This window comes from Mariniluteicoccus flavus, assembly GCF_054776655.1.
Genome location: NZ_BAAHBN010000010.1, coordinates 75,060 through 101,883 on the forward strand (window position 1 = coordinate 75,060; position 26,824 = coordinate 101,883).

24 protein-coding genes, 1 tRNA gene and 2 pseudogenes are annotated in these 26,824 nt (G+C 71.4%); 8 read left to right on the forward strand and 19 right to left on the reverse strand.

Annotated elements, in window-relative coordinates; translation table 11 throughout:
* The first annotated feature begins 7 nt into the window (after positions 1-7).
* The 5 genes from ACYVAG_RS14530 (at position 8) to ACYVAG_RS14550 (ending at position 3,370) form a co-directional block, all read left to right on the forward strand.
* Positions 8-421, forward strand: coding sequence for a fluoride efflux transporter FluC (locus tag ACYVAG_RS14530; RefSeq protein WP_460770802.1), 414 nt, complete (start codon positions 8-10; stop codon positions 419-421).
* A complete protein-coding gene (crcB, locus tag ACYVAG_RS14535) occupies positions 418-768 on the forward strand; it encodes a fluoride efflux transporter CrcB (protein ID WP_460770804.1) in 351 nt (116 codons plus the stop codon). Before ACYVAG_RS14530 ends, crcB begins: the two co-directional genes overlap by 4 nt.
* Before the next feature lie 375 nt (positions 769-1,143).
* Positions 1,144-2,178: a TRM11 family SAM-dependent methyltransferase gene (locus ACYVAG_RS14540; RefSeq protein WP_460770806.1), complete on the forward strand. Its 1,035-nt coding sequence runs from the start codon at positions 1,144-1,146 to the stop codon at positions 2,176-2,178.
* 85 nt (positions 2,179-2,263) lie between these two features.
* Entirely contained in the window at positions 2,264-2,764 is a 501-nt protein-coding gene (locus ACYVAG_RS14545; protein ID WP_460770807.1) for a SixA phosphatase family protein, read from the forward strand.
* 9 nt (positions 2,765-2,773) lie between these two features.
* On the forward strand, positions 2,774-3,370 hold the full coding sequence (locus ACYVAG_RS14550) for a histidine phosphatase family protein (RefSeq protein ID WP_460770809.1): 597 nt from the start codon (positions 2,774-2,776) through the stop codon (positions 3,368-3,370).
* A gap of 28 nt (positions 3,371-3,398) precedes the next feature.
* On the opposite strand, the gene ACYVAG_RS14555 is transcribed toward ACYVAG_RS14550, so the two are convergent.
* The 8 genes and pseudogenes from ACYVAG_RS14555 to ACYVAG_RS14590 all read right to left on the reverse strand — a co-directional run bounded on the left by ACYVAG_RS14555 (position 3,399) and on the right by ACYVAG_RS14590 (position 9,233).
* Positions 3,399-3,743: a PIN domain-containing protein gene (locus ACYVAG_RS14555; protein WP_460770811.1), complete on the reverse strand. Its 345-nt coding sequence runs from the start codon at positions 3,741-3,743 to the stop codon at positions 3,399-3,401.
* Positions 3,744-3,753: 10 nt separating this feature from the next.
* Positions 3,754-3,843, reverse strand: a pseudogene (locus ACYVAG_RS14560) (hypothetical protein); the annotation flags it as partial.
* Positions 3,840-4,088, reverse strand: a complete 249-nt coding sequence (locus ACYVAG_RS14565; protein WP_460770812.1) for a hypothetical protein — start codon at positions 4,086-4,088, stop codon at positions 3,840-3,842. The gene ACYVAG_RS14565 and the pseudogene ACYVAG_RS14560, both read right to left, overlap by 4 nt.
* Positions 4,089-4,144: 56 nt before the next feature.
* Positions 4,145-5,383, reverse strand: a complete 1,239-nt coding sequence (locus ACYVAG_RS14570) for a Dyp-type peroxidase (protein WP_460770814.1) — start codon at positions 5,381-5,383, stop codon at positions 4,145-4,147.
* A gap of 16 nt (positions 5,384-5,399) precedes the next feature.
* Positions 5,400-6,071: a copper chaperone PCu(A)C gene (locus ACYVAG_RS14575; RefSeq protein ID WP_460770816.1), complete on the reverse strand. Its 672-nt coding sequence runs from the start codon at positions 6,069-6,071 to the stop codon at positions 5,400-5,402.
* Between the two features lie 212 nt (positions 6,072-6,283).
* A complete protein-coding gene (locus ACYVAG_RS14580) occupies positions 6,284-7,732 on the reverse strand; it encodes an MFS transporter (protein ID WP_460770818.1) in 1,449 nt (482 codons plus the stop codon).
* 83 nt (positions 7,733-7,815) lie between these two features.
* Positions 7,816-9,054, reverse strand: coding sequence for an MFS transporter (locus ACYVAG_RS14585; protein ID WP_460770820.1), 1,239 nt, complete (start codon positions 9,052-9,054; stop codon positions 7,816-7,818).
* Positions 9,055-9,160: 106 nt separating this feature from the next.
* Positions 9,161-9,233 (reverse strand) — tRNA-Thr (locus ACYVAG_RS14590).
* A 249-nt stretch (positions 9,234-9,482) separates the two neighbouring features.
* Here ACYVAG_RS14590 and ACYVAG_RS14595 point away from each other — a divergent pair.
* Positions 9,483-9,860 (forward strand): hypothetical protein, encoded by a 378-nt coding sequence (locus ACYVAG_RS14595; protein ID WP_460770822.1) that lies wholly within the window; start codon positions 9,483-9,485, stop codon positions 9,858-9,860.
* Here the strand turns inward: ACYVAG_RS14595 and ACYVAG_RS14600 are convergent.
* The 8 genes and pseudogenes from ACYVAG_RS14600 to ACYVAG_RS14635 all read right to left on the reverse strand — a co-directional run bounded on the left by ACYVAG_RS14600 (position 9,820) and on the right by ACYVAG_RS14635 (position 21,439).
* Positions 9,820-11,430: an alpha/beta hydrolase gene (locus ACYVAG_RS14600; RefSeq protein ID WP_460770823.1), complete on the reverse strand. Its 1,611-nt coding sequence runs from the start codon at positions 11,428-11,430 to the stop codon at positions 9,820-9,822. The two genes, ACYVAG_RS14595 and ACYVAG_RS14600, sit on opposite strands and share 41 nt — an antisense overlap.
* Positions 11,427-12,302: a PSP1 domain-containing protein gene (locus ACYVAG_RS14605; RefSeq protein WP_460770825.1), complete on the reverse strand. Its 876-nt coding sequence runs from the start codon at positions 12,300-12,302 to the stop codon at positions 11,427-11,429. Before ACYVAG_RS14605 ends, ACYVAG_RS14600 begins: the two co-directional genes overlap by 4 nt.
* Before the next feature lie 214 nt (positions 12,303-12,516).
* On the reverse strand, positions 12,517-13,620 hold the full coding sequence (locus ACYVAG_RS14610) for a DoxX family protein (protein ID WP_460770827.1): 1,104 nt from the start codon (positions 13,618-13,620) through the stop codon (positions 12,517-12,519).
* 100 nt (positions 13,621-13,720) lie between these two features.
* Positions 13,721-14,887: a DNA polymerase III subunit delta' gene (locus ACYVAG_RS14615; protein ID WP_460770828.1), complete on the reverse strand. Its 1,167-nt coding sequence runs from the start codon at positions 14,885-14,887 to the stop codon at positions 13,721-13,723.
* A complete protein-coding gene (tmk, locus tag ACYVAG_RS14620) occupies positions 14,884-15,576 on the reverse strand; it encodes a dTMP kinase (RefSeq protein WP_460770830.1) in 693 nt (230 codons plus the stop codon). Before tmk ends, ACYVAG_RS14615 begins: the two co-directional genes overlap by 4 nt.
* Positions 15,573-16,970, reverse strand: a complete 1,398-nt coding sequence (locus tag ACYVAG_RS14625; RefSeq protein WP_460770831.1) for a hypothetical protein — start codon at positions 16,968-16,970, stop codon at positions 15,573-15,575. Before ACYVAG_RS14625 ends, tmk begins: the two co-directional genes overlap by 4 nt.
* A gap of 6 nt (positions 16,971-16,976) precedes the next feature.
* Positions 16,977-19,718, reverse strand: a complete 2,742-nt coding sequence (topA, locus tag ACYVAG_RS14630; protein ID WP_460770833.1) for a type I DNA topoisomerase — start codon at positions 19,716-19,718, stop codon at positions 16,977-16,979.
* A 168-nt stretch (positions 19,719-19,886) separates the two neighbouring features.
* Positions 19,887-21,439: pseudogene (locus ACYVAG_RS14635) on the reverse strand (DUF7059 domain-containing protein).
* A 98-nt stretch (positions 21,440-21,537) separates the two neighbouring features.
* Here ACYVAG_RS14635 and ACYVAG_RS14640 point away from each other — a divergent pair.
* Both ACYVAG_RS14640 and ACYVAG_RS14645 read left to right on the forward strand, forming a co-directional pair.
* Entirely contained in the window at positions 21,538-21,816 is a 279-nt protein-coding gene (locus ACYVAG_RS14640; RefSeq protein ID WP_460770834.1) for a hypothetical protein, read from the forward strand.
* Between the two features lie 78 nt (positions 21,817-21,894).
* Positions 21,895-22,689, forward strand: a complete 795-nt coding sequence (locus ACYVAG_RS14645; protein WP_460770836.1) for a maleylpyruvate isomerase family mycothiol-dependent enzyme — start codon at positions 21,895-21,897, stop codon at positions 22,687-22,689.
* Between the two features lie 3 nt (positions 22,690-22,692).
* On the opposite strand, the gene ACYVAG_RS14650 is transcribed toward ACYVAG_RS14645, so the two are convergent.
* From ACYVAG_RS14650 to ACYVAG_RS14660, 3 genes are read right to left on the reverse strand one after another with little or no spacing between them, the layout of a single operon-like run.
* Entirely contained in the window at positions 22,693-23,385 is a 693-nt protein-coding gene (locus ACYVAG_RS14650; RefSeq protein WP_460770838.1) for a ThuA domain-containing protein, read from the reverse strand.
* Entirely contained in the window at positions 23,378-24,406 is a 1,029-nt protein-coding gene (locus tag ACYVAG_RS14655) for a hydroxyacid dehydrogenase (protein WP_460770841.1), read from the reverse strand. Before ACYVAG_RS14655 ends, ACYVAG_RS14650 begins: the two co-directional genes overlap by 8 nt.
* Positions 24,403-26,304: a propionyl-CoA synthetase gene (locus ACYVAG_RS14660; protein WP_460770843.1), complete on the reverse strand. Its 1,902-nt coding sequence runs from the start codon at positions 26,302-26,304 to the stop codon at positions 24,403-24,405. The genes ACYVAG_RS14655 and ACYVAG_RS14660 overlap by 4 nt, the downstream gene beginning before the upstream one ends.
* Between the last annotated feature and the right edge of the window lie 520 nt (positions 26,305-26,824).

Consider the following 26,824-nt stretch of genomic DNA (forward strand, 5'->3'; position numbering starts at 1 on the left):
CCTCAGCGTGACCTCACCCACGAGCCCGGGTGTGCGCCGGCGGGAGCCCCTCCCGCTGCGCACGCTCGGGCTCGTGGCCTGTGGGGCCGCGTCCGGCGCTGTGGTGCGGCAGGCCGTCACCGGGCTCGGTGACCCCGGCCTCGCCGTCGCCGCGATCAACGTGGTCGGCGCGCTGGTGCTCGGCCTCGTCAACGGGCTGTACGCCGGCCACCGCCCCGCCCTGATCGCCCTGGTCGGCACCGGGTTCTGCGGCGGCCTCACGACGTTCTCGGCCGTCACGGTGATGGTCGCGGGCACGCCGACAACGCCGGAGGTCTGGATCCTGCTCGCCGTGCAGGTGGTCGGGGCGATCGCCGCCGCCCTGCTGGGCTGGTGGTGCGGGCGCCGGCTGGCGCCCGCCGGCGACGGGGCCGGCGTGTGATCTGGCTCGCGGTCGCCATCGGCGGCGCGGTGGGAGGTCTGGCCCGCGCCCTGCTCGACCACCACCTGCGCCCGGCCGACCCCGCCGGCTTCCCCCGGGGCATCCTCACCTGCAACCTCCTCGGCTCCTTCCTGCTCGGACTGGTGACAGGCTGGTTCGGCGGCGACCTGCGCTCCTCCCTGCTCGGCACCGGATTCTGCGGCGCCCTCACGACGTGGTCGACCTTCGCCCTCGACGCCGTCCGCCTCGCGCAGGCGGGCCGGCTGGGGCGCGCGGCCGCGTACGTGGTCGTCTCGCTCGTCACCGGCCTGGCCGCGGCGTACGCGGGGCTCGCGCTTTCGGCGTGACGGGCCAACGTCGTCACGGTCTCGGCCGCTGCCCCAACACGTGGTTCACCCGAGACATGCGGGAAACCCATGCCAGAGCATCCGGGTGGACATAGCCGACAATCACCTCGACGTCCTTGACGTGCTGGGGCAGATTGGTGTGAAAAATCGGTTCATGGTGGGCCACGCGATTGCGCGGATCATGGATCCGACCGAGATGTCGAGACAGCGTCGTTTATCATCGAACAGGTAGACCCCGGATCGATCCCTGCGCTGAGATATCGCGCACATCGCCGGGGTTTCTGCTTTGCGCCACTCCCTCGTCTTTTCCATGAGGGCACCTTATGGATCACGACTGACAAGAGACGGACGTCATCCCGAAGGCGCTGCGATGGGATGATCGTCCCCATGCAGTTCCTGATGCTCGTCTGCCCGTCCGCCAACCGCGTGTACGCCGGTGTCGCCGACCGCCTCGCCGCCGCCGAGCTGCGGATCACCGCGGGCCTCGACGCCGCAGCGCCCGAGAGGATCGCCGGCGTCGACTACCTGGCGTTCGAGGGCGAGCCGACCGACGAACTCCTCGCCGCCATCGGCCGCCAGTCGGCCCACCTCGCGCTGTTCGGCCGCGAGGGTGACCTGCTGCGACCCATCGCGGTGCCGCACACCGACCGGCTCGACGACGACCTGGTGACGATCCCGAAATATCCGGGGAAGACCAACGAGCAGTTCACCCGGCTGCTGCTGAACGTGACGCTCGCCGCGGTGGACGCGCCGACCGATCGCCGCTGGACGGTGCTCGACCCGTTGTGCGGGCGCGGCACGACGCTGGGCCAGGCGTGGCTGCTGGGCCTCGACGCGGCCGGTGTGGAAGGTGATGTGAAGGCCGTCGAGCAGCTCGCGTCGTTCTGGAAGACGTGGCTGCGCCGCAAGCGCCTCAAGCACACCGCCGACATGACGCCGGTGCGCCGCGAGGGCAAGAGCCTCGGCAAGCGCTTCGAGGCGAGGGTGACGCTGCCGGCGGTCGACGGGGCCGAGGGCACCGACACCGTCACCGCGACCGTGTTCACCGGTGACACGCGCCAGTCCGCGGCGCTGTTCGGCAAGCGCCGGTTCGAGGCGATCGTCGCCGACGCCCCCTACGGCGTGGTGCACGGCTCCCAGACCGACGTACGCGGGGTCTCCGGCAAGCGCGACCGCTCGGCGGCGGGCCTGCTGGGCGAGTCGATCAAGGTCTGGGCGGGCCAGCTCAAGCCGGGCGGCGCGCTGGGGCTGTCGTGGAACACGCTTGGCCTGTCGCGCGAGGACCTCGCGGTCCACTTCACCGCCGCGGGCCTGCACGTCCACACCGAGGGGCCGTGGCTCGACCTGGCCCACCGGGTCGACTCGTCGATCCACCGCGACATCCTGGTGGGGACCGCGCCGACGGCGTGACGGAACGCTCTCCGAGCGAGCGCCAGCGAGACGAGGAGCCGCCCCGCCACAGTCCCGCCCAAACCCCCTCCCCTACCCCTTTCGCATGGCCCGACTCCTGATCCTCATGCGTCACGCCCAGGCCGTCGACTTCGCTCCCGGCCGCCCCGACTCCGAGCGCGCGCTGACCGACCGGGGCCATGATCAGGCCCGCGAGGTGGCGGCGTTCCTTGCCAGCAAGGACATTCACGTCGATCACGCCCTCGTGTCGGCGGCCCTGCGTACGCGGCAGACCGCCGCCGACCTCGGGCTGGACTGTCCCGTCGAACACCTCGACCGGCTCTACAACGCGAGCGAGTCCACGATCCTGGAAGCGGTCGCCGAGGCGCCGGCCGACGCCGACACCCTGCTCGTGATCGCCCACAACCCCGGCATCCACGCGGCGACCCTCGAGCTCGCCGACGTCGCCGGTCACCCCGACGGCGCGCGCCTGGCCCACTCGTTCCCCTCCGCGACGGCCGTGGGGCTCACGGTGCCGGGTGGGTTCGCCGACGTCACCCCGGGCGTCGCGGTCGCGTTCGTCCACTTCGCCCGCGCAGGGGCCTAGGGTGGCCGCATGTCCGACCTCCAATGCCCCGCCCGGCTCGTCCTCGTCCGGCACGGTGAGGCCGGCCACGACCTCCCCCGCACCCTGACCCTCGCCGGCCGCGGCCAGTCCGGCGCGATCGCCGACGCGCTGCGCGACGACCGGGTCGCCGGCCTGTGGTCGTCGACGATGCCCCGCGCGTCCCAGACCGCCTCGATCATCGCCCGCGAGCTGAAGCTGACCGTCACCCACGACGACCGCCTCCGCGAGTTCCTGATGCCGGAGGAGGACATGCCGAACCACGCGGTCACCGGCGAGGAGCTCGACGCCACGTTCGCCGGCTGGCTGCACGGCGACCTGGCGCCGACGGTCTATGGGGAGTCGGGAGACCGCGTACGCGACCGCCTGCGCGCGGTCGTCGGCGAGGTCGCCGACCTCCATCGGGGCGAGACCGCGGTGCTGGTCTCCCACGGCGGCATCATTCAGCTCGGCGCGGGCCACCTGTGCCACAACCTGGACGCCGACTTCGTGCTGGCCCACCCGCTGCCCGTCGCGGGCAGCGTGGTCATCGACGTGGACGGATCGGGCTGGACGTGTCTGCGATGGAACGACCTGGAGCTGGGCTGAGGGGTCGATCCGGCCGGGAGCACTCGATTCAGGATTTCTTTCGTGCGTTGAGATAGAGCTCGACCCGATCTGTGGTCCAGGTCGGCACGCCCGTTCCGAAGAAATCTTGGTCCTCAGTCCAGACGGGGCAATCGAGTGTCAGGGCAACGGCAAGAATCGGCCAATCCCGAGGATCGCGGGCCTCGATACGCGCCGATGCCTCAGCGCGGGCCTCGAGATAGAACGGCTCGCCCACAGAACGGACGATGCCCTCCACATGATCCAAGACTTCCAGAGCCAGATCGGCCTCGACCCCGCGCTTGTTCAGCAGGTCGGGCAGGTATCGCCCGGGCCTCCTTGAAACACTCTGCCGGCGTGAAGGAGGCAACGTCATCGAGGTGTGAGAGGAGCAGTTCTCGGACGCGCGAGCCGAGGACGCAGCGGATCAGGATGTTGGCGTCCAACACCAGCGCCCGTGCGGGCGATTCGTTCACCGTGTCGCGCGGGCTGTGGCGAACTCGACGACCACGTCCTCGGCGACCACGTCGCGCTCGGCCAACATGGTGTCGAGGGCAGCGGCTGCCGTCCGAAGCGACACCACTTGGGCGTCCCGGTCCACCGGGGTGGGGATGAACCATCCCACTGTGATCCCGTGGCGAGTCACTGCCACGGGCTCGGCTGAAGCGATGTAGTCCGCCAGCCCGGCTCGGAACTCACGGATGCCTACCGACGTGGTCATGGCGATGCCCTCCTTGGTGTGTATCTATGTGTACACACTACACCAGCCCGCCGCTCCTACCGCAGCAGCTTCTGCCCCACCCATTCCCCCGGCTTCCATCCCGGCGCCATCGCGAACACCGCCGAGCCGATCGCCGTCGTCCAGTCGTTGAGCTGGTCGCCCGCGTCCAGCACCTTCTGCATCGGCACGAACTGCTTCGCGATGTCGGCCTGGAAACTCAGGAAGATCAGCCCCGACGTCGGCACCATGCGCCCGTCGACGACCCGCGGATAGGTGTAGTTCACCCCGCGCCGGAAGATCCGCCGCCCGCCCAGCTGGGAGTGGTGCGACAGCCGCGCGTGGGCGTTCATCGGGATCATCGGCTTCCCGTCCGGCCCGGTCAGAGCGAGGTCGAGCTCGTCGTGCTCGCGCTCCTTCCCCAGCGGGGCGCCGGTGTCGAGGGTGCGGCCGATCGCGCGCTCCTGCTCGTTGCGGGTGATCTGGTCCCAGGTGTCGAGGTTCATCTCGATGCGGCGGACCACGAGCTGCGTGCCGCCCACGAACCAGGCCGGCACGTTCTCCGCCCGCGCCCACAGGGTGTCGTCGTGCTCCTGCGTACCGGGTTGGGGGTTGCCGGTGCCGTCGACCTGGCCGAACAGGTTGCGGCCCGTGACGGGCTCGCGGTCGGAGTTCGTCCCGCGCCACGACCCCTGCTGCACCCATCGCACGCGCGCGAACGACTCGGCGTCGCGCACGAGGCGGCGGCTCGCGTACGCCACCGACGTCGGGTCCTCCGCCGCGACGATGACGACCAGGTCGCCGCCGTTCCACTGGGGGTCGAGGCGGTCGTGGACCATCGGCGGGATGTCGATCAGCCCGACCGGGCGCTGCGCCTGCAGCCCCGGCAGGGCGAACACGCGCGGGCCGAACCCGACCGTGACCGTGAGCGAGACGTGCGACTGGGCCATCTCGGGCGCGGTGTCGCCGGGGATCGGCTGACCCGCCATCATCGACTCGATGTCGCCGGTCCACAGCCGCATCAGCCGCGCCAGCGCCGCGCGATCGGTGGCCGGCTCGAGGTCGAGCGCGATCACCTCGGTCACCGCGGGGGTGGGCGTGACGATGCCGGTCTGGTGGTCGCCGTGGGGCGCGTACGCCCGGTGGGTCGCCCGGCGCGCCTCCGCGGCGCGGTCGTCGCCACGGTTGGCGGCGCCCAGGCCGTACGCGACGCCGCCCCCGGCCGTCGCGGCACCGGCGGCCGCAGCGCCGAGGTAGCCGAGGACGCGGCGCCGGGAGGTGGGGTCGGGCGGGGTCACTGCAGCACCGTACGCCTCAGTGCTTGTGAGGGGTCGCCGACGGCCCGTGGTCGTCGTGCGGGGTGGCACTGGGCTGCAAGGACGTGCTGGGCTGCGAGGACGTGCTGGGCTGCGGGCTGCTCGACTGCGGAGTGGGCGTCGACGCCTCGTGGGTGTGGTAGGTGTCCTGCTCCTCGGTGAACTTCTTCACCGGCGCCTTGAGGACCTGCTGCGACCCGTCGGAGAAGTGGACGGTCACGGTGACCTCCTCGCCGACCTTCAGCGGCTGCTTCAGCTGCATCAGCATGATGTGGGGGCCGCCCGGCGCGAGGTGCTCGTGCTTGCCGGCCTTCACCACGACGCCGTTCTTCGCCTCGCGCATCACCATCTTGCCGTCGACCGTCACCATCTCGTGGACCTCGACCCTGCCGGCGACCGCCGACTCGGCCCTCGTCACGCTGATGTCCTTGTCGCCCGGGTTCGTGAGGTTCATGAAGGCGGCCGTCATCGAGGTGTCCTTGGACCCCTCGGTCGAACGCACCCACGGCTTCTCGACGATGATCGCCGCCTGGGCCGGCGCCGAGGCGGAGGCCGTCGCGCCGGGCGCCGCGCTCGTGGAGTTGGAGCAGGCGGCCAGCGGCAGCGCGGCGAGGCCGAGCGCGAGGAGGAGACGGGGGGCGGACAGCAGGGTGGGGGTGGTCTTCGTCATCACACCCGGCACAACGCGACTCACCCGCCCGGGGTTCCCCGGACGGGTGAGAGAGGGATCACGGAGGCTCCTCGACTCGCTGCGCTCGCTCGGAGAACGTGGATCCTCGCTGCGCTCGCTCGGAGAACGTGGATCCTCGCTGCGCTCGCTCGGGAGAACGTGGATCCTCGCTGCGCTCGCTCGGGAGAACGTGGATCCTCGCTCCGCTCGCGTCAGGCGCGCGCCGTCGCCTGCTGGTCCGCGTACTCCTCCTCGTCGGTGTCGACGCCCGTCGGGTCCCACTTGATCAGCGCGATGGACAGCAGGCCCATCAGCGGGAAGATCAGGATGACCCAGAACACGCCGGTCTTCAGCGAGGCCGCAAGGATCGGGAAGCCGACCAGCGACACGATCGAGAACACGCGCTTCACGCCCTCGTTGAAGCCCACACCGACGCCGCGGAGGCTGGTCGGATAGCTGAGCGTCGCGTACGCCATCAGGTTCGCGCCCGGGCCGCCCGCCTGGGCGAAGATGAACAGGGCGAGCATGGCGACGGCGAGGAAGACGATGCCGCCCTTGGGGGCACCGATCGCGGCCATCGTCGCGAGCGCGATGGCCTGCAGCCCGAAGCCGATCAGGGTCATGCGACGCGAGCCCTGCGACGAGACCAGCGAGACGCCGAGGACGCCGCCGAGCACGCCGAACACGAGGTTGATCACGAGCGACGACAGGATCGTGATGAGGGGTCCGCGGCCGAACAGCTCGGAGATGATGAGCGGCGTGCCGTACGCGACCGCGTTGTAGCCGAACGTCGAAAACACGCTCACGCAGAGGCCGGCGATCGTCCGCATGCGATAGCGCGGCTCCCACAGGCGCGCGAAACCGTTGCGTCGCTGGGATTGCGGGGCCTTCGTGGTCGGCGCCACGTCAAGTTGGGCGTCGATGCCGTAGGAGCTGCGGAGCACGTCCACCGCGCCCTTGAGGTCGCCCTGGTTGGCGAGCCACTGCGGCGATTCCTGCAGGTAGCGGCGACGCACCAACAGCACGACCAGCGCCGGCACCGCGCCGAAGCCGACGACCCAGCGCCACAGGTGGGGCTGCTGGGCGGCGGGCAGCGAGAGGAACAGCGCGAGGACGATGACGTAGCCGATGCCGGTGGCCGCATACCAGGCCGGCGACCACGAGTTCACGCGCTCGGACCGGTTGCCCTTGCCGCGCAGCGACGAGAACTCGGCGAGGAAGGCCATGGCGACCGGGAGGTCGAGGCCGACGCCGATGCCCATGACGAAGCGGAAGAAGATCAGCACCCACTCGTTCGGCGCGAACGCGCAGCCGAGCGCGGCGACGACGAAGAACACCATGTCGGCCATGAAGAGGCGATAGCGGCCGAGCCTGTCGACGAGCCAGCCACCGGCGATCGCGCCGACGACGGCGCCCGCCATGATCGAGGCGTTGACCAGACCGGTCATGAAGCCGTTGAGTCCGAACTGCTTCTTGATCTCGGTGATGCCGAACGCGAGCGACGAGAAGTCGTACGCGTCCATGAAGATGCCGCCGAGCGCCAGGATGACGACGGCGAGCGCCCCACGTTGGGGGGTCGTGCGATGGGCGACGAGACGGGCCACGTCGGCCGCGTTCCGCACCACGGGCCGCGCGGCGGCCTCACTTTCGGTCTGGGACATGGGCAGAACTGTCACAGGTGTGGGTCGGGCGATTCCACCGTGACCAGCATGTAAGACGTGCGCCTATACGCCTATAGGCATTGTCAATGCGCGCGCTCGCGCCCAGCCAGCGCCGCCGCAACCGCCAGCCCTCCGGCGCCGACCGTCAGCCACAGCGCCCGGTCCACGCCGTACGCCTCCGCCAGCCGCGAGCCCACACCCGCGCCGGTCGAGACGCCCAGCACGACCCCCGTCGACAGCACCGTCATGGCCGCCGTCAGCCGCTCGCGCGGCACGTGGCGCTCGGCCCAGGCATACGCGGTGACCATGATCGGGCCGATGAACAGGCCGAGGAAGAAGTTCGCGACCGCCGAGGCGACGAGGCCGTGGGAGAAGACGAGCCCGGCGGCCGCGGCGGCGAGGCCGAGGCCGGAGACGATGATGCGGGACGTGGGCCCGAAGCGCAGCGGCAGCCGCCCGACGGCGAGCGACCCGATGGCGCTGCCCACCCCGAGCAGCGCATAGACCGGGCCGGTCAGCCCCGGCGTACCGGCGGCGTCGAAGCGGGCCGTCAACCCGGTCTGCGTCATGCCGAACGCGATGCCCATCGCGTACGCGGCGACCGCGGGGCCGGCCAGCCGCGCCCACGGCATGGGCCCGACGGGCTCGTGGCCGGCGGATCGCGGCGTGGCGCGGCGGTGGGCGCCGGTGGCCAGCAGGTACGCGACGAAGGCGAGTTGGCCGACGACGGTGATGGCGACGATGGCGAGCAGGCCGCCGACGGCGCCGAGGGCGCCGATGAGGATGCCCGCGACGGCGGGCCCGGCGACGAAGCTGACCTCGTCGGCAGCGCCCTCCCAGCCCATCGCGGCGGGGACGATCGCCGGGTCACGGCGGTCGCGCGCGAGCCGAGCCCAGTGGCCGCGAGCGATGGCGCCGACCTGCGGGTTGGCCGCACCGATAAGCGCCGCGAGAATGAGTTGCACAGGGCCGGGCGCAGTGGCGACGAGTCCGAGGAGCCCGCCGACCTGGATCGCGGTGGCCGTGACGACCACGACGACCGGCGAGATGCGGTCGATGAGGTGACCGACGATCGGGCCCCCGACCGCGGAGCCGACGCCGAGGCAGGCGACGGCGAGACCGGCCTGCGCGAGCCCGGCTCCGGCGCTGCTGAGATAGAGCAGCAGGCCGAGCTGGATCATTGCGGCCGGTAGCCGGCCGATCAGCGCGGTCACGAGAAAGGGGAGACCGGCGAGCTTCACCAGCGAGGGGCGGGTGCCGGCTGCGGGAGCGGTGGCCGTCTGGTTGCCGGCGGCGGCATCGTGGGGGGCGGATGAGGTCATGGTCTGCTCCGAGGCGTGCGTCGAGAGCACGCTCCCGACCTCGCCGCGTGCTCGTGTGACCCCTGTCCGCCGCACCGTGGGGCCGCTGAGGCCCGAGAACGACGAGAGCCGCCTAGCGGATTCGAACCGCTGACCTACGCATTACGAGTGCGTTGCTCTACCAACTGAGCTAAGGCGGCGTGGCCGCGAACGACCGAGGACAAACTATAGCGCCCGGGGCCGGGGCGCGACAAAACTCCGCCCCGGCGCGGAAGCGTCTATCCCCATTGCCTTGATTCGGCAAGGGGGGTAGACTTATTCTGTGAACGCACAGTCATCCCCCGACATGGCGAGATAAAAGAGTTGACCGCCAAGATGATCCGCAAGCAACTCGGAATGGAGTCCTGATGAACGTCACCGCACGCGCCCGGCGCTCGGAAGGATGGTGGGTGGTCGACGTACCCGAGGTCGACGGGGCCATCACCCAGGCGAAGCGCCTCGACCAGGTCCCTGCCATGGTTGCGGACGCCGTGTCCCTGCTCGAAGACATCCCTGCCGCCCACGTCGTGGTCACTGTCGTCCCCATGTTCGAGGCCGACGAGGAGGCGATGGTCACGGAGGCGCTCGATGCCTCCCGCGAGGTCGCCGTTGCTCAGGCACGCGCATCGCGCGCCATGCGCGCAGCCGCGACCACTCTGGCGACGCGCATGCCTACTCGTGATGTGGCTTCCGTGTTGCGTGTGTCGCACCAGCGGGTGTCCCAGTTGGTTCAGCGGTCACGGAGCGTCAGCCGCAGCGTACGTCCTGGGCCGGCGCAGATCCCGTGAAATAGGAGACCACGGCCTCGTCGACGCACGCGTTGCCGTGGCCGTACGCGGCGTGCCCCTCCCCCACGCGCGTGACGAGCCTGCCCGACTCGAGCTGGCGGGCCATCCGCACCGCGTATTCGTAGGGCGTGGCCGAGTCGCCGGTCGTGCCGACCACGAGGATGGGCGCCGCGCCGGCGGCGCGCACCGGCGGGGCCTTCGGAAGTGGGGCCACGGGCCACGTCGGGCAGACGAAGTCCGCGCCGAAGTGGGGCCCGAACAGCGGGGCCTTCTGGGCGTCCTCGCGCACCTCCGCCTCGGCCCCCGCGATGCCGGCGTCGCCATCGTCGCGGCAGCGGATCGCGAAGAACGCCCACCCGCGGGCGTCGTAGCGCCCGTTGGTGCGCCCGTTGTAGAGGTCGGCCATCCGCAACAGCAGGTCGCCCTTCCCGCGGCGAGCCTCGTTGATGGCCCGGCGCAGCAGGGGGAACGCATCCTCGCCGCCATAGAGCGGAAGGATCGCGCCCGTCACGGCCAGCGCCTGGGTGAGCTGGCGGTCCTCGACGAGCTGCGGCTTGGCGTCCAGGGCGACGAACAGGCCCGTCACGGAGGCGATGACGGCGGCGCGGTCGCGTCCCAACTCGCATTTCTCGCGTACGCACCAGTCGGCGAACGCCGTCAGCGCGCGGTCGAAGCCCATGGCCTGGACGATGGTGTCGTCGTCCGCGACCGGGTTGATCGCGCTGTCGAGGACGACGTGGCCGACGCGGTCGGGGAACATCTCCGCATACCGCGAGCCGATGTCGGTGCCATAGGAATAGCCCAGAAAGTGGAGTTTCGCGTCCCCCACCAGGGTCCGCAGGAGGTCGAGGTCACGCACGGTGTCGATCGTCGACACGTGCTCCAGCAGGGCGCCCGACCGGGCGAGGCACGACTGGCCGAAGGCGCGGCTCGCCTCGATGTACGCGGTCCTTTCCCCCGGGTCGTCCGGCGTCTGGTCGATGGCGAGGAAGGCGTCCATCTCCTTCCCGTCGGCGCAGGCGACCGGAGTGGACCTCCCCGTTCCGCGCGGGTCCCAGCCCACGATCGCGTACTGCTCGAGGCCCTTGCGCTCGAACCGCGCCGCCAGGTCGCGGCCGCCCTCCCCGGGGCCGCCGGGGTTCACGAAGATCGTGCCGAGCGCGGGCTGCCTGGTGGCGGGGATGCGGTTCAGCGCGAGCGTGAGCGCCTGGCCGTCGGGGGCACTGTGGTCGAGCGGGGCCAGCACCGTGGCGCACTGGGCCGCCGCCGGATAGCGCTCGCCCGCGTCGCACGCGCCCCAGTTCAGCGCCTGTCCGCGATAGCGCTCGAGGCCCATCCCCGCGGGAGGCGCAACCACTCCGGTGGGAGTGACGGCCGGCGGCGGGACCGGGCGGCGGTCGGGGCTGGAGCGGTCACGTGGCGAGCGCGGGGTGGACGGCGCCGGGGTCGGGGCCGCCGACGTGACGGGGGCGCTCGGCGCGGTGGAGGGGTCTGGCGGGCGGGGCGCCGGGGCCGGCGTACACGCCCCCAGCGCGAGGACGGCCGCGAGCGCGGCGGCGGCCCGCCTCACCGGCTGCTGCCCCGGTGGCGCGGTTTGCGGCGGGTCGCGGGCTGCTGCTCGCGGGTCTCGTACGCGGCCCTCGCCGCGCACGAGTCGGCCTTGCTGCAGGGGGCGACCTCGCCGGTCGCGCTCATGCGGAGCACGACCGCGTCGACCGGCACCTGGTGGGCGACGACGGTGGCCTCCTCGCCGTCGAGCAGCACGCGCTCTCCGACCTTGGGCGCGGTGGCGGCGAAGTCCTGATAGAGCGGGTGCTCATATTTCAGGCAGCACATCAGCTTGCCGCACGCCCCCTGGATGCGCAGCGGGTTGGTCGGCAGCCCCTGGTCGCGCGCCAGCCGCACCGAGACCGGCTCGAAGTCCTTCAGGAACGTGGAGCAGCAGAGCTCGCGGCCGCAGCTGCCGATGCCGCTGGTGAGCCGGGCCTCGTCGCGGGCGCCGATCTGGCGCAGGTCGATGCGCGCCCGGAGGCCGCGGGCGAGTTCGCCCACGAGCGCGCGGAAGTCGACGCGTCCGGGGGCCGAGAAATAGATGACCGCCATCTGGTCGAAGTCGTCGCCGCGGTCGAGCCAGTCGACGCCGACGACCTTCATCGGCAGGCCGTGCAGGCGGATCAGCCGGTTGGCCAGCAGCCGCGCCCCGGCCCGGCGGCGGCGGTTGGCCTCGTCGCGCTCGAGGTCGGCCTCGGCGGCGCGGCCGAGGCAGCGCGGCACGTCGCCGAACTCGTCGTACGCCTCCTCGGGCCCCCACATGACCTGGGCCACCTCGGGGCCGCCGTCGGTCTCGACGAGCACGTGCTCGCCCACCGCGTACGCCTCGTCACCGGGCGCCACATAGAACAGCCGCCCGTGGCGGGTGAAGGTGACGGCCATGATGCGCATAGGCGACGATCCTACGCCTCAGGACTGAGCGAGCGCCCGATCCCACGTTGGCTGAGCGAGCGCCCGATCCCACGTTGGCTGAGCGAGCGCCCGATCCCACGTTGGCTGAGCGAGCGCCCGATCCCACGTTGGCTGAGCGAGCGCCAGCGAGTCGAAGCCACCGCCCCTCGCTTCGACTCGGCCGCAAGCGGCCTCGCTCAGCAAACGTGAGGGTTCAGGCCTTCTTGTTCGCCGCGCGACGGCGGCGGAAGGCCGCGTCGACGCTCCAGCCGCCCGCGCCGAGCATCAGGAAGACCAGGCCGACCGTGCCGAGCAGCAGCTCGAGCTCGCCCCCGAGCTGATAGCCGGTGAACGGGTTCTTGACCCACTTCACGAAGACCAGCGCGCCGATGCCGATGAGGGCCAGGCCGAGGCCGGCGATGCGGGTGAACATGCCGAACAGCAGGCCGAGCGCGACGGCGATCTCGGCGATCGCCAACACGTACGCCATGGTCCGCGGCTCGGGGATCACGGTGTTGGTCAGCATCTGCTCGACCTTGGGCAGGTTCATGATCTTCCACAGGCCGTGCAGGCCCATGATCGTCGCCGTCACCAGACGGAGCAGGAACAGGCCGAGGGAGCCGAAGAACTTGTCGGTGGTGCGCTTCGGTTTCGGGACCACGACGGGCTCGGGCTCCTCGACGGCCTTGCGGCGGGTGCCGAGTGTCTGGTCACGCTCGGCGCGGCGGCGCTCGCGCTCGGCGGCGCGCTCGGAGTCGAGGTCGCGGTCGGCGGTGTCGGAGTCACGGCGCGAGGTGGCAGCCGCCGCCCCGGCCGCGCCTGCAGCGGCACCACCCGCGGCGGCGCCGGTGGTCGCACCCGTTCCGGAGGTGGGCTTCGGCGCGATCGGCTTGGTCGGGATCGGCTCGACGCGGGTGTCCTCGTTCTGGTCCTCACCGTACGAGGAGCGGGACTTCGCGGCAGCCCCCGCGCCGGCGGCGCCCGCCGTGCCTGCGGCGAGCGGGGACCGCTCCGACGTCGCAGACGACGAGCCCGCGCCGGAGCTCTTCGTCTCGATGGGTCGCGTCCTCTCGTCACCGCCCATGTCGAGGGGCTGGGTCCTGTCGGCGTCGAGCGAGTCGCGCCCCTCGGCCCGCGCGTCCGCGGAGGCGCGCGCCCGGTCGGCCACGGAACTGCGCGCGGCCGCGCCCTGGGTCGCATCCATGCGATTCGCGTCCGCGCTGCGGGTCGCGTCGTCGCCGTCGCGTCCCATGATGCGGTCGGCGCGGGTTTCTTCGTCGGTGGACTCGTTCTTCTTCCGGCCGAACAGGCTGCTCATGGTGACCCCTTGGTGTCGAAAGCGATTCACGGGCATTTTTTCGCACTTTCCGCCCCAACGGCGGGACCGACACCCCTCCTGACCGCGTCGCGTCGCCGGATCAGCCGCGCCCGGCCTCCACCAGCCCGATCATCATGGCCTCCACCGCGAGCAGCGGCGCCACGTTCGTCTCGAGCGCGGTGCGACACTCGAGCACCGCGTCGATGCGCCGCAGCGTCGCCTCCGGCGACGACCCGCGCGCCTGGCCCTCGATCTCGGTGGCCAGCTCGCTGTTCACCAGCTCGGCGTCGGCGCCGGTCTGCACGCAGAGCACGTCGCGGTAGTAGGTCGTCAGCTCTGTCAGCGCCCGATCGATCGCGTCGCGCTGCACCCGCTTGGCCCGCGCCTTCTGTTGTTCCTCGAGGTCCTTCAGCGAGGCCGCGGCGTTCTTGGGCCGCGTGCCCTTCGTGCCGAACCCCAGCGCCTCCTCGAGTCGCGCCCGCTCGGCGGCGTCCAGCTCGGCGGTGGCGACCTTCGCCTCCTCCTGGCAGGCCTCGACGAGGTTGGCGGCGGCGGTGAGGCACGCTCCCAGGTTGGTCAGCCGCGACGGGACGGCGAGCACGTCGCGGCGTCGCGTCCGCGCCTCCGGGTTGCGGGCGAGCACGCGGGCCCGCCCGATGTGGCCCTGCGCGGCGCGGGCCGCGAACGCGGCCATGGTGGGGTCGACGCCGTCGCGGACCTGCAACAGCTGGGCGACCGCGGCCGTCGTCGGCGTCGCCAGCCGCAGCAGCCGGCAGCGTGAGCGGATCGTCGCGACGACGTCGTCGGGCGTCGGCGCGCAGAGGATCCACACCGTCTTCGGCGACGGCTCCTCGATGGCCTTCAGCAGGGCGTCGGCGCCGCGCTCGGTGACTCGATCGGCGTCCTCGACCACGAGCACCTGGCGGCGGCCCAGCGTCGGGCTCATCGACGCGCGTCGCACCAGGTCGCGGACCTCCTCGACACCGATGGACAACATCTCGGTGCGGACCAGCGTGACGTCGGGATGGGCGCCGCTCAGGGCCGTGCGGCAGTCGTTGCAGTCGCCGCAGCCGCCGCGTGGACACTGCAGCGCCGCGGCGAACGCGCGCCCCGCGTTCGACCGGCCCGACCCGGGCGGCCCCGTGATCAGCCAGGCGTGGGTCATCGCATGGCTGCGCCCCGAGACGGCGCGCCGCAGCACCTCCACCGCCCCGTCCTGGCCCACGAGGTCACCCCAGACCCCGGCAGCCCGCGTGTCCACCGTCATGGGTTCATCGTCCCCGACGGCTCCGACAATTCCTCGGCGACTCCCGCCTCGTGTCCCGCACCGGACAGGAGCGCGCGTACGCGGGCCCGCACCGCCTGCTCGATCGCCTCCCGCGAGTCGCGGGCGGGAAGCACCAGATAGCGGTCGGGATCGGCGGCCGCGAGGCGGAGGAACCCCTCGCGTACGCGGCCGTGGAACTCGTCGCCGGCGCCCTCGAGCCGGTCCTTGTCGGCCTTGCGGGCCACGGCATCGGCCGGGTCGGCGTCGAGCACGACGGTCAGGTCGGGCAGCAGGTGCGCCGTCGCCCAGCCCGCGACGGTGGCCACGTCGAGCTCGGCGAGGACGCGCCCCGCTCCCTGGTAGGCCACCATCGAGTCGACGTAGCGGTCACACACCACCACTGCTCCGCGCTCGAGCGCGGGACGGACGACCTCGAACAGGTGTTGGGCCTTGTCGGCCGCATAGAGCAGGGCCTCGGCGCGCGGGTCGATGTCGCCGGTGGCCGGGTCGAGCACGAGTTCGCGGATCCGCCGGCCCACGGCGGAGTCGCCGGGTTCGTGGGTGACCACGACCTCGCGGCCCTCCGCGGCGAGCCACTGGGCGAGGCGGCTCACCTGGGTCGACTTGCCCGCGCCGTCGCCGCCCTCGAAGACGACGAACAGGCCGGTGACTCCGGGCAGCCCGGTCATCGCGTTCCCCGCCGCGGGGCGGTCAGACGCGCACCGCGGCGTTCCCAGTGGTCGAGCAGGTCCAGTCGGGCGATGTGCTGGTCGGCCCACTGGCGTTCGAACTCCCGCCCGGCGTCGAACGCCTCCTGGGGGGTCAGGCGCTCGAGGTCGGGGCCGACCTCGTCGACCGAGACCTGTACGCAGCCCTCCAGCAGCTCGACGACCCTCTCTGCGCGGCGCTGGAGCCGGCGTACGGGTTTGGCACGTTCGGGCTGGACGCCGCAGGTGTCGGCGACGCGGGCGGCGGCCTCGAGCGCGAGGTCCCAGAGCGGGTCGGGGCTGTCGACCGCGAGTCCGTCCACGACCGCCCGCAGGTCGGCGACCCGCTCGGCAAGGGCGTCGGCGAGGGCGTCGCGCGCGGAGAGCGGCCCGCTGTCGCCCAACCGCGGGGCGCGGCTGGCCGAGACGAGCCGGTCGAGCATGACGAGGTAGCGGCGCGAGTTGAGCTCGGCAGGGACGTCGTCGGCCGCCTCGTCGAGCGCCTCGACCGCGTGGACGAGGTCGGACTCGAGCTCGGACGCCCACGCGCGGTCGAGCAGCGGCACGAGGCCGCGTACGTCGCCGAGCAGTCGCGAGAGCTGGCCCGACAGCTGGTCGCGCGCGTCGAGCAGGCCGCCGCGCAGCGCGAGGTCGGCGTGGGTGATCTTGCGCAGTCGCGTGGCGAGCAGCGTCTGCACATAGGTCTCGAGCGTCCCCGATGCGCTGCGGCGCTGGGCGGCCGGGATGTCGGCGAGTCCCGTGGCCGGGGCACCGAGCCGGTGGGCGAGGTCGGGGAACTCCTCGACGCGGGTGGCGCCGGCCTGCGCGAGCACCTCGCTGATCCAGGCGGCCTGCGTGGGGGTGAGCCGGCTCTCGACCGAGGTGAGCGTCACCTCGCGGTAGCGCGCGGTGACCACCCCGCCGGAGCGGATGGTGACGAGTTCGTTGCGCAGGATGGCGAGGAGTTCGGCGTCGTCGCCCCGCAGCGCGTACTCCTCGCGGCGGCACCGGAGCGCGGCCACCGGGCCCAACGTGGAGCCGCGACGGAAGGGACGCACGAGGTCGGCGAAGGCGTCGGGCAGGTCGTCGTGGCCCATCAGCTCGACGCGCTCCTCGGGGAGCCAGGGCGACCACTGGGGCGCCGCCAGATACCACTCCCCTCGGCCGTCGACGACGCGGTGGGCCAGCCAGATGCCGGCGCGGACGAGGCGGTGGTCCGGCGCGTCGAGGACCGTCACGTCCATCGTGTACGCGGCGCTCTCGCCCCCGCGCTGGGCGACGCTGCGCACGCCGATGGCACCGTTGACCAGGCGCCCCACCCCCGCGGTGAAGGGCAGCTCATACCGGCGTACCTCGGGGCCTGTGGGGGTGGCCATCGCCGCTCAGCCCTCCGTGGTCTTCTTGGTGGCCGACTTCGTGGCCGTCGTCTTCTTCGTGGTCGCCTTCTTCGCGGCGGCCTTCTTGGCCGGGGCCTTCTTGGCCGTGGCCCGCTTGGCCGGCGCCTTCTTCGTCGTCCGCTTCGTGGCCTTCTTCGCCGGGCCCTTCGCGCGCTTCTCGGCGAGCAGCTCAGCGCCGCGCTCGAGCGTCATCGTCGCCGGCTCGTCGCCGCGCCGCAGCGTGGCGTTGTATTCGCCGTCGGTGACATAGGGCCCGAAGCGGCCTTCCTTGATCAACATCGGCTTGCCGGACACCGGGTCATCGCCGAGCTCGGCCAGCGGCGGCTTGGCGGCGGCCCGCCCGCGCTGCTTGGGCTGGGCATAGATGGCCAGCGCCTCCTCGAGCGTGATCGTGAAGATCTGGTCCTCCGAGTCGATCGAGCGCGAGTCGGTGCCCTTCTTCAGATAAGGCCCATAGCGGCCGTTCTGCACCGTGATGTCGACGCCCTCGTCGTCCTTGCCGACCACGCGCGGCAGGCTCATCAGCTTGAGCGCGTCCTCGAGCGTGACAGTGTCGAGGTCCATCGACGCGAACAGCGAACCCGTGCGCGGCTTGGCCGACTTCGGGGCGTCCTCGGGGAGCACCTCAGTGACATAGGGGCCGAAGCGGCCGGCCTTCGCGACCACAGCGAGGCCGGTCTCCGGGTCGGTGCCGAGCTCGCGCTCCTTGCCGACGGGGTTCTCCAGCAGCTCGCGGGCGTGGTCGACGGTCAACTCGTCGGGCGGCAGCGCGTCGTCGACATTGGCGCGCTTCTCGCCGTCGCCCTGCTCGACATAGGTGCCATAACGGCCCACGCGCACCGACAGCCCGGAGTCGAGGTCGCCGATGGGGAAGGTCGACAACTTGCGGGCGTCGATGTCGCCGAGGTTGCTGACGAGTGACTCCAGGCCCTGCAGGCCCTTGGGCTCGCTGCCGTACCAGAACTCCTTGAGCACCTCGAGGCGGGCGAGGTCACCCTTGGCGACCTCGTCGAGGTCCTCCTCCATGGAGGCGGTGAACGTGTAGTCGACGAGCTTCGGGAAGTGCTCCTCCAGCAGCCGCGTCACGGCGAACGCCAGCCAGGTCGGCACGAGAGCCGACCCCTTCTTGAACACGTAGTCGCGCGAGGTGATCGTGCGGATGATCGACGCGTACGTCGACGGGCGGCCGATCTCGAGCTCTTCCAGCTTCGCCACGAGCGACGGCTCGGTGTAGCGGGCCGGCGGGCGCGTGTCGTGGCCCGAGGCCGTGACCTCGTCCGCGGTCAGCCTCTGTCCCGCGGTGAGCTGGGGCAGGCGGGTCTGGGAGTCGTCGGAGGTCGATCCCTCGGCCTCGTCGACGGCCTCGACGTACGCCTTCAGGAAGCCGTGGAACGTGATCGTCCGGCCGGAGGCGACGAACGTGCAGGGGTCGCCCTGCTTCGGCGCCGCGTCGATGCGAACGGAGATCGACTGGCCCTCGGCGTCCTTCATCTGCGACGCGATCGTGCGCATCCAGATGAGCTCATACAGGCGGAAGTGGTCACCCTTCAGCCCGGTCTGGGCCGGCGTCGCGAACTGCTCGCCCGCCGGGCGGATCGCCTCGTGCGCCTCCTGGGCGTTCTTCACCTTGGAGGTGTAAACGCGCGGCTTGGCCGGGAGGTATTGCGAGCCGAACAGCTGCGAGACCTGCGTACGCGCGGCGTTGATCGCCGACGCCGACAGGGTCACCGAGTCGGTTCGCATGTAGGTGATGTGGCCCTGCTCGTAGAGGTCCTGGGCGACCGACATCGCGCGCTGGGCGGTGAACCCGAGCTTGCGTCCCGCCTCCTGCTGCAGCGTCGTGGTGCGGAAGGGCGCGTACGGCTTGCGGGTGTAGGGCTTCGACTCGACGTTCGCGACCGTGAAGGCCGCGTCCTCGAGCGAGGTCGCGATGCGGCGCGCTGCCGTCTCGTCGAGGTGGACGAGGTTCTGCTTGGTGAGGTTGCCGCGGGCGTCGAAGTCGCGGCCCTGGGCGATGGCCTTCCCGTCGACCTGGGTCAGGCGGGCGGGGAACTTCGGCGGCTCGGCCTCGGAGCCCGCGTCGAGGACGGCGTCGAGGTCCCAATAGCTGGCGGAGCGGAACGCGATGCGCTCCTTCTCGCGGTCGACGACCAGACGGGTGGCGACGGACTGGACCCGGCCCGCGGACAGGCCCTGGGCGACCTTGCGCCACAGCACGGGCGAGACCTCGAAACCATAGAGGCGGTCGAGGATGCGGCGGGTCTCCTGGGCGTCGACGAGGTCGGTGTCGAGTTCGCGGGTGTTGCCGACGGCCTCGCGGATGGCCGACTCGGTGATCTCGTGGAACACCATGCGCTTGGCGGGGACCTTGGGCTTCAGCTCCTGCAGCAGGTGCCACGCGATGGCCTCGCCCTCGCGGTCACCGTCGGTGGCGAGGTAGAGCTGGTCGGCATCGGCCAGCAGCGACTTGAGCTCGCGGATGGTCGCCTTCTTGTCGGCCGACACCACATAGATGGGCTCGAAGTCGTTGGCGATGTTCACACCCGTCCGCGCCCACTTCTCCCCCTTGTATTTCGCGGGCACGTCGCTCGATCGCTCCGGCAGGTCGCGGACGTGGCCGCGGCTGGAGCGGACGACATAGCCGTCACCGAGGTAGCTCGCGATCTTGGTCGCCTTGGTGGGCGACTCGACGATCACAAGCGTGCGGGTGGCGGTGGCGGTGGGCAACGTGGGTCCTTCGTACGGGGTCGGCGGGCGGTACGCGTGGCAGCGTACCTTCTTGCGATCCTAACCACAGTGCCGTGGGGTGGGGCCGAAACGCTCTCCGAGCGAGCGCAGCGAGACGAGGAGCCGTCCGGGACGCTGGCTGAGCGAGGAACGAGTCGAAGCGCCGAACTACCCCCGCCCCAGCATCCCGTCCGCCACCAGCTCCCGCACCCGCGGCACCACCTCGGACCGCAGATGCGGTGCGCTCACGTCGAGCAGCCCCGCCACCGCGTCGATGATCGTGCCGAGCGGAAGGTCGCCGTCGCACGCCCGAGCACGCCGCCGAGCGCGGTGTCGACCTCGGTGGCGCGGCGGAACCTGCGCTGGCTGCGCAGCACGACGTGGGCGGGGTCCTCGGCGCCGGGGGCGCCGAGGGTCTCCTGGACGATGTCGTCGGCGAGCACCCACCGCGTCGCCAGGAGCACGTCGTCGCTGCACCGCGCCGCGGCCACGCCCTCGCGCTGCAGCGCGAACGCCTCCCCCACCGGCTGCTCGACGGCGTGGGGCCACGACTCGACGCGGAGGTCGGGGTGGTCGGTGCCCGTGTGGTGCACGGCGACCCAGCCCATGCCGACGCCGGTGATGCCGAGGGCGGCGAAATAGTCGAGCCACTCGCGATAGCGGGCCGCGTACTCCGGTCGGCCCTGCAGGCCCGCGTCGGCCAGCCAGATCTCGATGTATTCGTAGGGGTCCAGCCGTTCGCGTTCCATGATCAGCGCGTCGCAGCCGGCGGGCACCCAGGAGCGCAGGCGCTGCTCCCAGCGACCGTCGTCCATGATCGCCCAGTTGCCGAGCACCTGCAGCGTGCCGCCGGGGGCGAGGTGGTCGACGCTGCCGCGGACCACGGCCTCCACTAGCCCGTCCGCGGTGAACGACCCCTCGCGATAGGTGAGGCGGTGGTCGCCGGGCGGCGACATGACGTACGGCGGGTTGGTCACGATCAGGTCGAACCGCTCGCCGGCGACGGGCTCATAGAGCGAGCCGAGGCGCTGGTCGACGGCGATGTCGTTGAGGGCGAAGGTCCAGGCGGCGAGCTCGTTCGCGCGGGGGTTGAGGTCGGTGGCGACGACGCGCTCGGCGTGGCGCGCGAGGTGGAGGCTCTGGACGCCGCAGCCCGAGCCGAGGTCGAGGGCTGAGCCGACGGGCTTCCGGATCGTGAGCTGGGCCAGCGAGGTGGACGCCGGCGAAACGCCGAGGACATAGTCCTCTCGGGGCGGCTGCTGCAGCCCGTCGAGGCCGTTGGTGAGGTCGGAGACGATCCATCCCGACGCGCCGTCGTCGCTGCCATAGGGGCGGACGTCGACGGCGGCAACGACGTTCTCCGAGCGAGCGCCAGCGAGTCGAGGAGCCGAGCGAGCGTTTCCCCCCACGTTCTCCGAGCGAGCGCCAGCGAGTCGAGGAGCAACCACCCCCGCCCCCATCAGCCCCTCGACCAGCCCCGGCAGCGCCGCCTCGACCGCCGTCCGCGGCAGGTCCTGCTGCAGCACGAACAGCCGCACCAGCGTCGCGAGCGGATCGGCGGCCGACCCGAGGTGGCGATCGGCCGCCACGGTGGAGTTGCGCCCGAGGGCCCGCTGGCCGGCCTCGCCGATGCGCTCGAGGACGGCGTCGACGGTGTAGTCGGCGTCGGCGAGGGCGTCGCGGAGACGGCGGGCGAGATCGAGGTCGGCCATGGGAGCCATCGTCCCAGCCCGAAACTTCCGGCGCGAATGGAACACCGTCGGTCCGTCCGGAATCACGTCTCCTGCAAGCGCACGACGAACCGATCAGGAGGAACACCATGATGATGTCCACCAAGAAGTTCATGGCCGCTGGCTTTCTCAGCGGACTCGCCGCCCTCCGCGGCATGACCGCCACCGCCCCGCACGCCGTCGCCGGCGGCCCGGAGCAGCCCGGCGTCTGCGGCCAGTTCAACGCCCCCGGCGGTGTCGGCTGGTCGAACTGCTCCGACGTGGACGTGCAGATCGCGATCACCGATCCCACGTCCTGCTATCTCTCGTCGGTGCCGGCCCACAGCTCCGCGACCTACAACGGGGCCTACAGCATCGTGCAGGCCTGACGATCCTGTCCTGACGGGCGGGCGTACGCGGCCGCGTACGCCCGCCCGTTGGCACCCGACCTGCCTAGAGTCACGACCATGGACCCGATCACCGTCATCCGCAGCGAGGCACAGCGCCTCGCCGACGTGCTCCAGACCGCCGCCCCGGGCGCGCGCTGTCCCACCTGCCCCGACTGGTCGGCCGCCGACCTGCTGTGGCACCTGACCGAGGTCCACCTGTTCTGGGCCACCATCCTGCGCGAGGGACTGACCGAACAGGACCAGGTGCAGGCCTCCGAGAAGTCGAAGCCGCCGCGCCCGGAATCCGTGGAATCCCTGCTGGAGTTGCGTTCCCGGGCGACGTCCGACCTGCTCGAGCAGCTCGTGACGCTGTCCGATGCCGACCACCGCTGGTCGTGGTTCCCACCCGACCAGACCGTCGGGTTCACGCGCCGCATGCAGGTCCACGAGGCGACCATCCACCGCGTCGACGCCGAGTTGACCGCCGGAGTGACGGTCTCCCCCATCGCGCCCGATGTCGCTGCCGACGGCGTCGAGCACGCCATCGATGTCATGTGGGCCGGCGCCTGGTTCTGGAAGCCGGACTGGGCCGAGGTCGAACCCGTCGCCGTCGTCGAGTTGGCCGCGACCGACACCGGCCTGAGCCGCCTGGTCGAGGTGGGCCGCTGGAGCGGGACGAGCCCGACGTCGGGGAAGGACCACTCGGAGCCTATCGCCCGCGCCGTGACCGAGGGCACGGCCATCGCGAGCATCAGCGGCCCCGCCATGGACCTGGACCTGTGGGCGTGGAACCGTGGCGGCGTCGTCAAGCGCTCCGGTGACCAGACAGCGCTGGCCGCGGCCGACGCGGTCGCGCAGGCGGGGATGGACTGAGCCTCAGCCCAACAACCATTCGACGCAGTTGGCGACGAGCCTGCGCGTGCCGGGTGAGGCGTACGCGCGGGCGTCGTGGCCGAGTCCCACATAGGCCGCCCGGCGGTCGGCAGCCGCCCACGCCATGACGTGGCGTACGCCGTCGTGCTCGTGGTCGAGCAGGCCCGTGGACGCGGGATCGACCGCCAGGAAGGAATAGCGCTCGTCGTCGGCGTCGACGCCGGGGCCGTCGGTGTGCTCGACGCCGCACAGGCAGGGGTGGTCCGGCGCAAGCGCCCGGAAGCGGGCGACTGAGCGTGGCGGGTGCATCGAGGTGCCGCGGATCCATTGCCCACCGAGGATTCCGGGCCACGCCGGCCAGTCGACGAAGGTGTTCGCGGCGGTGTGGACGCCGAGGACACGGCCGCCGTTGTCGAGCCAGTCGTGGCAGGCAGCAAAGGCTCGGGTCCAGTCGGGCGCGGGTGGTGGCGGGTCGGCCGGGTCGGTGCCGGCGCCGCTGTTCACCACCAGGAGGTCGATTCCTCCGAGTTCGGAAAGGGCCTCGGGCTCGTCGGTCACGACCTCCACGGCACCGACGCACGGAAGGTCCCCGATGATCTCGGCCAGCGCCGCGCTCGTCTCGGCGAACGGGTGCCAGGGGTCGGCGTACCGGTCGTGTCCGGTGAACACGCGGACGCGCGCGCCCGGGTCACGCACGCCGGACATAGTCCTCGTGGGTGACGAGGTTCTGCAGCGGCCGGCCGGTGACCCAGCGCTCCACCTCGTCGACGGCGCCGGCGCCCAGCACGCGCAGCTCATGACCGCCGGCACCGGCGATGTGGGGCGTGAGGAAGGCGTTCGACAGGTCCCACAGCGGTGAGTTCGCGGGGGGCGGTTCGTCGACGGTGACGTCGAGCACGGCCCTGACGCGGCCTGTGGCCAACTCGGTGATGAGGGCGCCCTCGTCGACGACGCCGCCGCGGGCGGTGTTCACGAGCGTGGCGCCGTCAGGCATGGCGGCCAGCGCTGTGGCGTCGACCATGCGCCGGGTCGCGTCGAGCAGCGGGGCATGCAGCGACACCACGTGGCTGCGGGAGAAGAGCTCCACGAGGCTCGTGTCACGCTCCGCGGTCTCGAAGACGGGGTCGTCATCGGCCAACGTGGGGTCGTACGCGCGCACCTGCAGCGGCAGACCGCGCAGTCCGTCCACCACCAATCGACCGATGGTCGAGCAGCCCACGATCCCGACAGTCCGGCCGGCCACGCCGATGCCGCGGATGGCCGCCTCGCGGTCCCAGCGACCCCGCGTACGCCGGTAGTCCTCGCGCAGGGCGAACGCGTCCTTGAGGGCGAGCATGATCGTCGCGATCGCGTGCTGCGCCACGGGTTGCGCGTTGGCGACGGCCTGGCTCGACACGACGATGTCGCGGTCATACGCGGCGGGGTCGACGAGGAATCGCACCGATCCACCGCAGTGGACGATGGCGCCGAGCCGCGGCGCGCGCTCGAGGACCTCGGGTGTGAGGCGCGGGGTCATCCAGCCGGTGACGACGACCTCGGTCTCGGCCAGCCCCGGGGCGTTGGCCCAGTCGTCGGGGTCGTCCCAGACCGTGAGTTCACCGAGTTCGCCCAGACGGGCGAGCTGGTCGTCGCCGAGGAAGTCGTCGACCTGGTCGGGCAGCACCGCCAGCAGGATGCGCGGTCGCGTGCGGGGTGGGTGCCCGGGGTCGTCTGTCATCGGCCGGTCAGCACTCCTCGGAGGTTCTCGATCACCTGCGGGTCCTCGATGGTTGAGGGCACCGTGCCGGGTTTGCCGTCGGCGATCTCCCGCATGGTCTTGCGCAGGATCTTGCCAGACCGTGTCTTAGGCAGCGCGGCCACCACGTCGATCTGGCGCAGCGAGGCGACCGCGCCGATCTCGTCGCGCACCGACTGGACGAGCTCGGCGACGACCTTCTCGGGGTCGTCCGCGCGGCCCTCCTTCAGAACGACGAATCCCCGTGGCTGCTGGCCTTTCAGCGCGTCGGCGACACCGATCACGGCACACTCGGCAACCGCGGGGTGACCTGCGAGCACGGCCTCCATCGAACCGGTCGACAGGCGATGTCCGGCGACGTTGATGACGTCGTCGGTGCGACCCATGACATAGACATAGCCGCCGGCGTCGACATAGCCGCCGTCTCCGGTGAGATAGAAGCCGGGGAAGCTCGCCAGATAGCTGTTCACGAAGCGTTCGCGGTCACCCCAGATGCCGGCCAGCGTGCCGGGTGGCATGGGCAGCTTCATCACGATCGCGCCCTCCTCGCCGGCGGGGAGGCGCTCGCCCATGGCGTCGAGGATCTGGACGTCATAGCCCGGGACGGGCACCGTCGGCGAACCGGCCCGGATCGGCATGGGCTCCAGTCCCCGTAGATTCGACGCGATCGGCCAGCCGGTCTCGGTCTGCCACCAGTTGTCGACGACGGGTACGCCGAGCTTGTCGCTCGCCCAGGCGTACGTGTCGGGGTCGAGGCGCTCGCCGGCGAGGAAGAGCGTCTTGAGGCTCGACAGGTCGCTCGCGGCGACGAACTCCGCCTCGGGGTCGATCTTGCGGATCGCGCGGATCGCCGTGGGGGCGGTGAACACGGCCTTCGCACCGTGCTCGGCGACGACGCGCCAGAACGTGCCTGCGTCGGGTGTGCCGACGGGCTTGCCCTCGAACAGGATGGTCGTCGCTCCGGCGAGCAGCGGGCCGTAGACGATGAAGGAGTGACCCACGACCCACCCGACGTCGGACGCCGTGAACATCACGTCGCCGGGGCCGACGTCATAGATCTCGTCCATCGCGAAGCACAGCGCGACGGCGTGGCCGCCGTTGTCCCGGACGATGCCCTTCGGTTTTCCTGTGGTGCCGGAGGTGTAGAGGATGTAGAGCGGATCGGTCGCCTCGACCTCGACCGGGATCGCGGGCTCGAACGCACCGGGCCGCATAAGGAGGCGATAGTCGAGGTCGCGCGGCTCCACCAGCTCGGCGGTGGACTGCTCGCGCTGCACGATGACGCAGTGGTCGGGCTTGTGCTCGGCGCGCTCGATCGCCTTGTCCAGCATGGGTTTGTAGTCGATGACGCGCGCGCCCTCGAGCCCGCAGGAGGCCGAGATGATCACCTTGGGCGTGGCGTCGTCGATGCGCACGGCGAGCTCGGCCGGTGCGAATCCGCCGAACACCACCGAATGGATCGCGCCGATGCGCGCGCAGGCGAGCATCGCGATCGCGGCCTCGGGGATCATCGGCATGTAGATGACGACCCGATCGCCCTTCCCGACGCCGAGACCCTGCAGCGCCCCGCCGAGGCGGGCGACGTGGTCGAGCAGCTCCGCGTACGTGTAGGTCCTGCGCGTCCCCGTGATCGCCGAGTGGAAGACCAGCGCCGGCTGCTCGCCGCGGCCGGCGATGACGTGGCGGTCCAGGGCGTTGTACGCGGTGTTGAGTCGCCCACCGGAATACCAGCGGTACGCCGGGGCGTCGGCATCGTCGAGCACCTTCGCCGGCTTGGCGAACCAGTGCACGCGCTCGGCCTGCGCACCCCAATAGCCTTCGGGATCGTCGAGGCTGGCGCGGAACTGCTCGGCATAGGACTGGTCGGCGTACGTGGCCATCGGTGCTCCTTCGCGACTGCGCCGGTCACCGGGACCGACGGAACCCACGATAATCGTGGGCCCGGCGCCTTGGGCGCCAAACCGGAATCCGGGGCAAATCCTCCCCAGCGCGCGCTCCCCCTGACACGCTGGATGAGCGACGCCACCAGGCGCGGTCAGGCTGGCGGAGCGAGGAACGAGTCGAGGACCCCGCGCTGGCTGAGCGAGGAACGAGTCGAGGACCCCGCGCTGGCTGAGCGAGGAACGAGTCGAAGCCCCTCCGGCGGTCACGCTGGCTGAGCGACGAAGGAGTCGAAGCCCTCCGGGGGTCACGCTGGCTGAGCGAGGAACGAGTCGAAGCCACCCCCCGGGGTCACGCTGGCTGAGCGACGAAGGAGTCGAAGCCACTCTGGTTCACGTTGGCTGAGCGAGGAACGAGTCGAAGCCACCAGCCCGCGATCACCTTCCCCACAAGAAAAAAATAGTTCGAGATTCTTTTCGCAGAACCCTGTTCTGGACCCGAGATTGTCAGACCCCCTTC